The 1054-nt window shown below is 37.3% G+C and carries 1 protein-coding gene; it reads left to right on the top strand.

Going from position 1 to position 1054, the window contains the following annotated elements:
* Positions 1–1054 (top strand): RepB family plasmid replication initiator protein (locus ACWD3C_RS48755; RefSeq protein WP_451155301.1); only part of this gene is annotated, 1054 nt, incomplete at both ends.

Genomic DNA, 1054 nt, shown 5'->3' on the forward strand with positions numbered 1-1054 from the left:
CCAAAAAATGAACAAAATCAGAAGCAGGTGCAAATCTTGAACGAATTATCAAAACGTAAAGTGGTCGAGCATAATTCTTTAATCACATCTATTGCCAAAATGGATAAAACCCCACTCAAAATGTTTGAATTAGCCGTATCGTGCATTGATACAGAAGAACCACCAAAAGATCATACGGTTTATTTGTCAAAAGCAGAACTGTTTGCCTTTTTTAAAGTGGACGACAGCAATAAACACACACGTTTTAAACAGGCAGTCGAGAATATGCAGAAACAAGCCTTTTTCAAAATTAAAGAAAAAAAAGAACATGGATTTGAATTTGAAAATATTGTGCCGATTCCCTATGTTAAGTGGACGGATTATCATGATGAGGTAACGATCCGATTTAGTCCTGAAATTATGCCGTATTTAATCAATTTAAAACAAAATTTCACGCAACACGCTTTGTCTGATCTTGCAGAACTCAATAGCAAGTATTCCATTATCTTGTATCGCTGGTTATCTATGAATTATAACCAGTACGAGCATTATAGTTACAAGGGCGGGCGCCGAGAAGAACAAGTGGAAGCCTACCGCAATCCTTCAATTTCAATCCGAGAATTACGAGAAATGACGGATATAGTCAATGAATATAAACTTTTTGCAGATTTAGAAAAATGGATATTAAAAAAACCTTTGGAAGAAATCAATGATCATACTTCTTTTACCGTGACGTATGACAAAGTCAAAAAGGGGCGCTCGATTGATTCTATCGTCTTTCATATTACGAAAAAACGTCGAGCAGACGATAACAGCTACAAGTTGGAAGATAAAGTCTACCAAGAAGATAAAGCACGTAAAGCAGAAACCGAAGACATGCTGACGGTACAAGCCCTAAAAAGTCCGTATACCAAGCTGCTTATGGAACATTTCTTATTGTCTTATCTAGACTTGACGGATACTAAAATTCTTTCAGGCTTGCAAGCACACGTGTACCCTCTCTATGACGAACTGAAAGACTTACGAGGTTTGAATGGGGTCAAAGACCACTTGTCTTATGTGAGAGCCATGCGAG

The organism is Streptomyces sp. NPDC002845 (assembly GCF_053591955.1).